This window comes from Amorphus orientalis (genome assembly GCF_030814015.1).
GTDB lineage: Bacteria > Pseudomonadota > Alphaproteobacteria > Rhizobiales > Amorphaceae > Amorphus > Amorphus orientalis.
This window is the reverse complement of record NZ_JAUSUL010000007.1, coordinates 55,946-65,150: the sequence shown is the minus strand read 5'-3', so window position 1 is coordinate 65,150 and position 9,205 is coordinate 55,946. Positions and strand designations below refer to the sequence as shown.

The window sequence follows — 9,205 nt, the reverse complement described above, 5'->3', positions numbered from 1 at the left end:
ATAATTTATTCAAAATCAATTGGATGTGGGTTTTAGCGGGACTGCCTGGGAAGAGCTGAGAAGGCTTGAGACTTCCACCCCCTGAAACGCCACCGTGGTTACGTGGGACACCATCTCGTCACCCCCGCCGCCATCCCTTGCGCAATCCAAGGTAGCCGAGCGGCGGCGCTTTGACAAGAACAAGACAGGAACATTTGCACCCCGCGCGAGCGCAATGCCGCTTGGCGGACGCTCGATGTCCGTTCAGGGGCTGTGAAGGGGGCGTTTCGCGGCGCCTGGATACGGGCCTGCGGCAGCGGCACATGCCGGATCGAACCGAACCGGGTCGACCGCTGAGAACGGATCGGGTCCTGGAGCTGGCCGGATCGTTTTCGGCCCGGACGTTTCCGCCCGGGCCGCAACAAATCTTTAGAAGAAGCTGCGCCGCTGCCACCAGCCGCGGCGGCTGGGCTTGCCGCTGTCGGACTCGCTCTCCGTCTCGGCGGAGGAGTCCGTGTCCGGCGACGCATGGATCGAATGCAGACGGCTGTCCTCGTCGGTTTCAGAGGCCGCTTCCGGCTCGGCCTCCGCACCGTCATCCGGCTTGCCGGCCGGCTCCCCGTCGGGCCCGGCGAGGCTCGGTGCCCGCTCGGGGGCCTCGGGCGGAGCCGCGTTTTCGGCTTCGGCCGGCTTCGCTTCTTCGCTCGCCTGTTCGGTCTTTTCCGGTTCGGCGGTTTCGGTCGTCCCGCCCGCGACGGCCGGTTCGTCCGCCGTGCTCCCGGCGTCGGCCGGTGCCTCGGCCGGCTCGTCCGCCTTGGCTGTCTCAGGTGCGGCGTCAGGTGCCGGCTCGGACGCAGGCTGTGCGGTCTCGCCGGACGTCTCCGCCGCGTCGGCCGTGCCGTCCTCGCCGGTCCCGTCGGCACCCTCGGCCGCCGTCGTCTCGGCACGATCACGCCGGTTGCGACGGCCACCGCGACGGCCACGACGGCGGCGCGGACGATCGTCTTCACCCTGATCGCCGGTCTGCTCGTCGTCGCCGGAGGACTGGGCTTCGGTCTCCTCGCCGGAGGCTTCCGCCGATGCGCTTTCGCTCTCGGTGCTCTCGGCAGCCTGCTCGCGCTGGCCTCCGTCGCCGTCACCTTCGCCGGATCCGCTGCGACGTCCGCGACGGCGGCGCTTGCGCCGGCGCTGGTTGCCGTCGCCGTTGTCGGAGGACTCCTGCGAGGCCGATGCCGCTTCCGGTTCGTCCGGGGTGGTCGTGTCGGGCTCGATCACGGCCTGCGGCGGTTCTTCGCCCTCGGCCCGGATCACCGGTTCGCGGGTATCGATTTCCAGATGCTTGGTGCCGAGTTCGGTGTCGGCCATGATCGCGACCGTCAGGCCGAAGCGCTGCTCCAGCTCGGCGAGATGCTGCCGCTTCTGGTTCAGGATGTAGAGCGCGACCTCGGTCGGCGTGCGCACCGTCAGGTGATGGTTCGCCGACTTGAGGAGGTGGTCTTCAAGGGCGCGCAGGACATAGAGCGCCACGGAATCGGTGGAGCGGACCGAGCCGGTGCCGTGACAGTGGGGGCAGAGCGTCGTGGAGCTTTCCACCACGCCCTGACGGATCCGCTGGCGCGACATTTCCAGAAGGCCGAAGTGGGAAATGCGGCCCACCTGGATGCGGGCGCGGTCCACCTTGAGGCAGTCCTTGACCTTGCGCTCGACCGACCGGTTGTTGCGCTTCTCCTCCATGTCGATGAAGTCGATGACGATCAGGCCCGCCAGGTCGCGCAGCCGGAGCTGGCGCGCGATTTCCTCGGCGGCTTCCATGTTCGTCTGAAGCGCGGTCGCCTCGATGTTGTGCTCGCGCGTCGCCCGGCCGGAGTTGACGTCGATCGACACCAGCGCCTCGGTCGGGTTGAGCACGATGTAGCCGCCCGACGGCAGGGTGACCTGGGGCGAGAACATCGCATCGAGCTGGGCTTCGACGCCGAAGCGCGTGAAGATCGGCGTGATCTCGCGGTAGGGCTTCACGTTCTTCGCATGGCTCGGCATGAGCATGCGCATGAAGTCCTTGGCCTCCTTGTAGGCCGGCTCGCCGTGGACGAGGATCTCGTCGATGTCCTTGTTGTAGAGGTCCCGGATCGAACGCTTGATCAGGCTGCCTTCCTCGTAGACGAGGGTGGGCGCCACCGATTTCAGCGTCAGGTCCCGGACGGTCTCCCACATCCGGATCAGGTACTCGAAGTCGCGCCGGATCTCCGCCTTGGTGCGGCTGGCGCCGGCGGTGCGCAGGATCACGCCCATGCCTTCCGGCACGTCGAGATCGCTGACGATCTCCTTCAGGCGCTTGCGGTCCTGGGGGGTGGTGATCTTGCGGGAGATGCCGCCGCCGCGGGCGGTGTTCGGCATCAGAACCGAGTAGCGGCCGGCGAGCGACAGGTAGGTGGTCAGCGCCGCGCCCTTGGTGCCGCGCTCCTCCTTGACGACCTGGACCAGAAGGATCTGGCGCCGCTTGATGACTTCCTGGATCTTGTAGGTCTTGCGGGCCGGCCGGCTGCGCCGCTCCAGCACCTCGTCCAGCGCGTCGTCGGCGCCGACCGACTCCACGCTGTCGTCGTCCCCGTTGTCCCCGTTCTCGCCGGCTTCCGACGACGCGTCCGAATCGTTGGCGGCATCGCTGTCGCCGTTGCGGGAGCTCTTCTTCGGGCTGTCCTCCGAGCGGCTGCGTTCGGCCGCATCCTCGGCTTCGGCGTCCAGCAGGGCCTGCCGGTCGGCGTGGGGGATCTGGTAGTAGTCCGGATGGATCTCGTTGAAGGCGAGGAAGCCGTGCCGGTTGCCGCCGTAGTCGACGAAGGCGGCCTGCAGGGACGGTTCGACCCTGGTCACCTTCGCGAGATAGATGTTGCCGCGGAGCGGCTTGCGGGCGGCGGCTTCGAAATCGAAATCTTCGACGCGGTTACCGCGGACGACGACGACGCGGGTTTCTTCCGGGTGGGCTGCGTCGACGAGCATTTTGTTGGCCATAGGGCGAAAACTCCTTGCCTCCGCTCCCGCTGCGGGGCGGCGGCTCGGCGCGCGCCCTAAGCCGGGAGGAGGCGATCTGGGTCGTGAAGACGATATCGGATAAAGAGGCGCGGCGGCATGCCCGGCAGCCGACAGTGCTCCCGTCCGACGGGGTCGGCTGAGAGGAGGTCATGCTGACAAGACGGGGCTGCATCGCTCACGCGCTCGCACAAATTCGCAAACATCGCGAAACGGCCGGCGGCCGTTCCGGGTGGATCCGTCGACGTACCATCGCCGGCGACCGATGCTGCGCTCCGGATGGCCGGTCCCGATCCGTCCGCCGGGGCGGTTCGATCCGGGTAGGGCCGGCATCCCGCAGGGGACACGCGACGCCGGCACGCGCAAGGGTTTCCTGTCCGGCCAACCCGCCGTTCCGACCGCACCGAATCGTGATGCGTTGATTGATCGAAAGCCTGAAGGAAGGCCAAAGCCTTATCCTCCCGAAGGAGAATGCGGCCCGGACAGAGGAAATAATCCACTATCCAGCTATTTACGGGTCCATGCCGCAATTGGCAAGCAGTTGATCGCTCACGGCGAAAAAGCGCAGCGGCGACAAGGCGCGGTTAACGCCGGCCCTGCTATCGGCTATAGGCGGGGCCGGAACGACTGGTTCGAAAGGGTTTTTCCGAAATGCGCGCTGGTTTGGCCGCCGGATGGATGATGATGCTGCTGCTTGCCGCGCTGGCCGCGCCGGCGGCGCTCGCGGCGGCCGACGAGGTCGTCGTCGCCAACGGCGCGCGGGTCGGCGGCGACAGCGACCGTACCCGCTTCATTCTCGACGTGGCGGACGAGGTGGACTTCTCCACCTTCGTGCTGCCGAATCCCCGCCGGGTCATCATCGACATGGCCCATGTGGAGTTCGATCTGCCGGTCGGCTCCGGCCGCGAGGGCGGCGGGCTGGTCTCGGCCTGGCGCTACGGTCAGTTCGCGGCCGGCCAGGCCCGGATCGTGCTCGACGTGGACGAGCCCGTGGCCGTCGAGAACGCCCTCTATTTGCCGCCGGTCGCCGATCAGCCCGGCCGGCTCGTGGTGGATCTCGTCGCCACCTCCGACGAGGACTTCGCGGCCGCCGTCGAGCGCAGCCGCGGCCGCAGCGCCGGTGCCGAGCCGAAGCTGGCCGAGCCGTCGCAGCCGGTTCAGGGCCACAAGCCCGTGGTGGTGCTCGATCCGGGACACGGCGGCGTCGATCCCGGCGCGATCGGCAGCGGCGGCGTCTATGAAAAGGACGTGGTCCTGGCGTTCGCGGAAAAGCTGAGGGCCGACCTGGAATCCCGCGGCGAGGTCGAGGTCCGGATGACCCGCGAGGACGACCGGTTCCTCTCGCTGCGCCAGCGGGTCGACGTGGCGCGCGGCTACGGCGCGGACCTGTTCGTGTCGATCCACGCCGATTCGGCGCCCCAGGACTATGTGCGCGGCGCCACGGTCTACACCCTGTCGGAGCGCGCGTCCGACGCCCAGGCCGCAGCCATCGCGGCGCGGGAAAACCGCTCCGACGCGCTCGCCGGCATCGAGGCCGACGAGGCCACCGACGAAGTCACCGACATTCTCATCGATCTGGCGCGGCGGGAGACGAAGGTGTTTTCGCATCACTTCGCCGAGGACGTGATCGAGCATCTCGGCACGGCGGTGCAGATGCACAAGAATCCGCACAGATCGGCGCGGTTCCGCGTGCTCAAGGCCCACGACATCCCGTCCGTGCTGATCGAGCTGGGCTATCTGTCCAACAAGCACGACGAGCAGCTTCTGACCGATCCGGACTGGCGCGACCGGGCGTCGACGGCGCTGTCCGGTGCCGTCACCCGCTTCTTCGCGCCGCGGATCGCCCAGGGACAGGGTGAGACCACGGCGCAGTGACTGCCCCGAAGACACCACTTTTCGGTCGCAAAGTGGTGAAGAGAGATCGGGTCGGATTCGGCGTCGGGCGCTTGCAAGGGGCAAGGCGCCGGCGATATGGGTTCGATCCTGCGGGCCGTTAGGCGGGGCGGACCTGAACGTTGACCGGGGTGGATGTGTCGGGCGGTGCGATGACCGCGCCCGACCTGCCCTCAGGCGGAGTTGAATACGTCACGATGCGCTTTCTTGTGAACACCGTCGGATACCTGTTCGGCATCGGGGTGATCCTCGGCCTGATCGCCGCGGGCGCGGTCGGCTATTACGTCTACAAGATGTCGGAGGATCTGCCGGAGTACACCCAGCTCCGCAACTACGAGCCTCCGGTGATGACCCGCATCCACGCGACCGACGGCAGCCTGGTCGCCGAGTACGCGCGCGAGCGGCGGCTGTTCCTGCCCATCCAGGCGATCCCCGCGATCATCAAGGAAGCGTTCCTCTCCGCCGAGGACAAGAATTTCTACGTCCACAACGGTGTCGACGTGGGCGGCATCATGCGCGCCGCCGTCACCAACTTCCGCAACCGCGGGACCGGCCGCCGTCCGGTCGGCGCCTCGACGATCACCCAGCAGGTCGCGAAGAACTTCCTTCTGACCAACGAGGTCTCGATCGAGCGCAAGATCAAGGAAGCGATCCTGGCGCTGCGCATGGAGCAGGCCTACACCAAGGACCGGATCCTCGAGCTCTATCTGAACGAGATCTATCTCGGCCTCGGCGCCTACGGCGTCGCCGCAGCGGCGCTGGTCTATTTCGACAAGTCCGTCCACGAACTGACCCTGGCGGAGGTCGCCTATCTCGCCGCCCTGCCCAAGGCGCCGAACAACTACAACCCGTTCCGCGAGCCCGCCCGCGCCATCGAGCGCCGCAACTGGGTTCTCGACCGGATGCTCGAGAACGACTTCATCACGCCGGAAGAAGCCGAGCAGGCCAAGAACGAGCCGCTGAAGGTGACGCCGCGCGAGCTCGGGTCGCATCTGTTCGCGGCGGACTATTTCGCCGAGGAAGTGCGCCGCCAGCTCGCCGACATGTACGGCGAGAAGGGCCTTTATGACGGCGGTCTCTCGGTGCGCACGACCCTTGATCCCGAAATGCAGATCATGGCCCGCAACGCGCTGATGAACGGCCTGATGGATTTCGATGTCAGCCGCGGCGGATGGCGGGGTCCGGTGACCACCGTCGAGCTCGACGGCGGTGCCGACTGGGGCGCCAAGGTGGGTCAGATCGAGGCCTATTCGGACCTGCCGGAATGGCGTCTGGCCGTGGTCTTGTCCGTGGACGGCAACGAAGCCCAGATCGGCCTGCAGCCGCCCCGGCTCGCCTCCGGCGCGCTGTCGATCGAGCGCCAGCGGGGCCGCGTGCCGTTCTCCGAGACGGCGTGGAAGCGGATCCAGCACGGACCCGAGCGGGGCCAGGACTATGCCCGCTTCACCAGTGCGCGGAACATGACCGACCTCGTCCAGCGCGGCGACGTCGTCTACGTGGAGAAGGTCGAGGACGCCGAGGCCGACAATGTGTGGCGCCTGCGGCAGATCCCGGAAGTCTCCGGCGGCCTCGTCGCGATGGATCCGCACACCGGCCGCGTGCTGGCGATGGTCGGCGGGTTCAGCTACGCCGAGAGCGAGTTCAACCGCGCCACCCAGGCCCGCCGTCAGCCGGGCTCCTCGTTCAAGCCGTTCGTCTACGCGACCGCGCTGGACAACGGCTATACGCCCGCCAGCGTGGTTCTGGACGGCCCGATCGAGATCGATCCCGGTCCCGGCCAGCCGGTCTGGCGGCCGAAGAATTACGGCGGCAAGTTCGCCGGTCCGTCGACGCTGCGCTATGGCATCGAGCGGTCGCGCAACGTGATGACGGTGCGGCTCGCCAAGGACATGGGCATGCCGCTCATCGTCGAATATGCGCGGCGGTTCGGCATCTACGACCAGCTGAAGCCGTTCCTGCCGATGGCGCTCGGCGCCGGCGAAACCACGGTCATGCGGATGGTCGGGGCGTACTCGATCATCGCCAACAGCGGGCAGAAGGTGACGCCGACCCTGATCGACCGGATCCAGGACCGCTACGGCCGCACCATCTACCGGCACGACGATCGCGTCTGTCAGGGCTGCGTCGCCGAGGAATGGCACAACCAGCCCGATCCGACGATCATCGACGAGTCGGAATACGTGCTCGATCCGATGACCGCCTACCAGATCACCTCGATGATGGAAGGCGTGGTCCAGCGCGGCACCGCGACCCGCGTTCGCGCCGTGGGCAAGCCGATCGCAGGCAAGACCGGGACCACCAACGACGAGCGGGACGCCTGGTTCGTCGGCTTCACGCCGGACCTGGTGGCGGGCGTCTATGTCGGCTTCGACAACCCCCGCCCGATGGGGCGCGGGGCGACCGGCGGCCAGATCGCGGCGCCGATCTTCATCGACTTCATGAAGGAAGCCCTGGCCGATACGCCCGGCGTCGAGTTCCGCGTGCCGGAAGGCATCAAGCTCGTCCCGGTCAACCGCAGCACCGGTCAGCCGGCTTCGGGCGGTGGTCCGGGCGTGATCCTGGAGGCCTTCAAGCCCGGCACGGCGCCCGGCGACACCTATTCGGTGATCGGCCTCAACACCGACGGCAAGTCCTCGCGCGGCTCCGTCACCCGCGAGAGCGAGCGGGCGGTCCTGTCGGGCACCGGCGGCCTCTACTGAGGCCCGCCGGCGCGGCCCGCCGGTTCCTTCACGTCGGTATCCCTGCAGGAAAGGCTGCGGCGCGCTTCAGCGCCGCCCCTTGCGTCCCCCACGTTGCACCCCATCCCCGTTTTGCCTATGTCGAGGCTCCCGGCTGCGGCCGGCAGCGAGACCAGAATTCGGAAGAGTCGGATGAGAACCGAGACGACCAACACCATCGAAGAGATCAAGCAGGCGCTGGGCCTGCTGAGGAGGTATCTTTGACTGGGAAGAGGCACTCAAGCGGCTCGACGAGCTGAACGCGAAGGCTGAGGATCCCAGTCTCTGGAACGACCCGGAAGAGGCCCAGGGTCTGATGCGCGAGCGTCAGCATCTCGAGGACCAGATCTCCGCGGTCCGGCGTCTGGAACAGGAACTGGACGACGCAGTCGGCCTGATCGAACTCGGCGAGGCCGAGGGCGAAGCGGGCATCGTCGAGGACGCCGAGGCGCAGCTCAAGGCTCTCCTGGCCGACGTCTCGCGCCGGCAGGTCGAGGCGATGCTCTCCGGCGAAGCCGATTCCAACGACACCTATCTGGAGGTCCACTCCGGCGCCGGCGGCACCGAGAGCCAGGACTGGGCGCAGATGCTGTTGCGCATGTATGTGCGCTGGGCGGAGCGGGCCGGCTACAAGGTCGAGACGCTGGAGGTCAGCGACGGCGAAGAAGCCGGCATCAAGGCCGCGACGATCCTGGTGAAGGGCCACAACGCCTACGGCTGGCTCAAGACGGAGGCCGGCGTGCACCGGCTGGTGCGGATCTCGCCCTTCGACAGCCAGGCCCGGCGGCACACCTCGTTCGCGTCGGTCTGGGTCTATCCGGTGATCGACGATTCCATCCAGATCGAGGTCAACGAGTCCGACGTCCGCACCGATACGTACCGATCGTCCGGCGCCGGCGGCCAGCACGTCAACACGACCGACTCCGCCGTCCGCCTGACCCATATCCCGTCGGGCATCGTGGTGGCCTGCCAGGCCGGCCGCTCCCAGCATCAGAACCGGGCCCAGGCCTGGGACATGCTGCGCGCCCGGCTCTACGAGGCGGAGCTGAAGCGGCGCGAGGAAAAGGCGATGGCCGAGGCGGCGTCCAAGTCGGACATCGGCTGGGGCCACCAGATCCGCTCCTACGTGCTGCAGCCCTATCAGCTGGTGAAGGACCTCAGGACCGGGGTGGAGAACACCTCGCCCCAGGCGGTTCTCGACGGCGACCTGAACGGCTTCATGGAAGCGACGCTCGCCCAGCGTGCCGACGGCGGATCGACGGCCGAAGTCGAGGATGTGGAGTAGAGCGAAGCCAGGAAAAGTGGGAACCGGTTTTCCGTCCGGCTGAGCGAGGAAGAAAGCAAAGCCAGGAAAGGCAGGACGGATTTTTCCGCTCACGCCGGCTCGATACGCTCGCGGCTGCGCGGGCGCGGCTTTCCTTCGTCCCGGTCGCTTCGCTCCTCGCCTCTTGACCGGCCGGCGCGCGGTCGCGCGCTGGCTGTCGTGATACGGAAAGTTGTTCCGAGGGACCGCAGGCAATTGCGCCAGTCTCCGCTCATTCCCGCGAAAGCGGGAATCCATGGGGCGGAGCAGCACGTTAAGAGCAAGC

4 protein-coding genes are annotated in these 9,205 nt (G+C 67.5%); 3 read left to right on the top strand and 1 reads right to left on the bottom strand.

Annotation, left to right across the window (positions count from 1 at the left end):
- Positions 1 to 408: 408 nt before the first annotated feature.
- Complete coding sequence (locus J2S73_RS20860) at positions 409 to 2,988, bottom strand: ribonuclease E/G (protein ID WP_306887634.1); 2,580 nt, start codon at positions 2,986 to 2,988, stop codon at positions 409 to 411.
- 669 nt (positions 2,989 to 3,657) lie between these two features.
- Here J2S73_RS20860 and J2S73_RS20855 point away from each other — a divergent pair.
- The 3 genes from J2S73_RS20855 to prfB all read left to right on the top strand — a co-directional run bounded on the left by J2S73_RS20855 (position 3,658) and on the right by prfB (position 8,901).
- On the top strand, positions 3,658 to 4,881 hold the full coding sequence (locus J2S73_RS20855; protein WP_306887633.1) for an N-acetylmuramoyl-L-alanine amidase: 1,224 nt from the start codon (positions 3,658 to 3,660) through the stop codon (positions 4,879 to 4,881).
- A gap of 215 nt (positions 4,882 to 5,096) precedes the next feature.
- Positions 5,097 to 7,598, top strand: a complete 2,502-nt coding sequence (locus J2S73_RS20850; RefSeq protein WP_306887637.1) for a penicillin-binding protein 1A — start codon at positions 5,097 to 5,099, stop codon at positions 7,596 to 7,598.
- Between the two features lie 171 nt (positions 7,599 to 7,769).
- Positions 7,770 to 8,901 (top strand): peptide chain release factor 2 gene (prfB, locus tag J2S73_RS20845; protein WP_306887632.1). Its coding sequence is split into 2 segments (ribosomal slippage): positions 7,770 to 7,838 and positions 7,840 to 8,901, totalling 1,131 coding nucleotides; the frame shifts between segments, so codons are not numbered across the junction.
- Positions 8,902 to 9,205 lie beyond the last annotated feature (304 nt).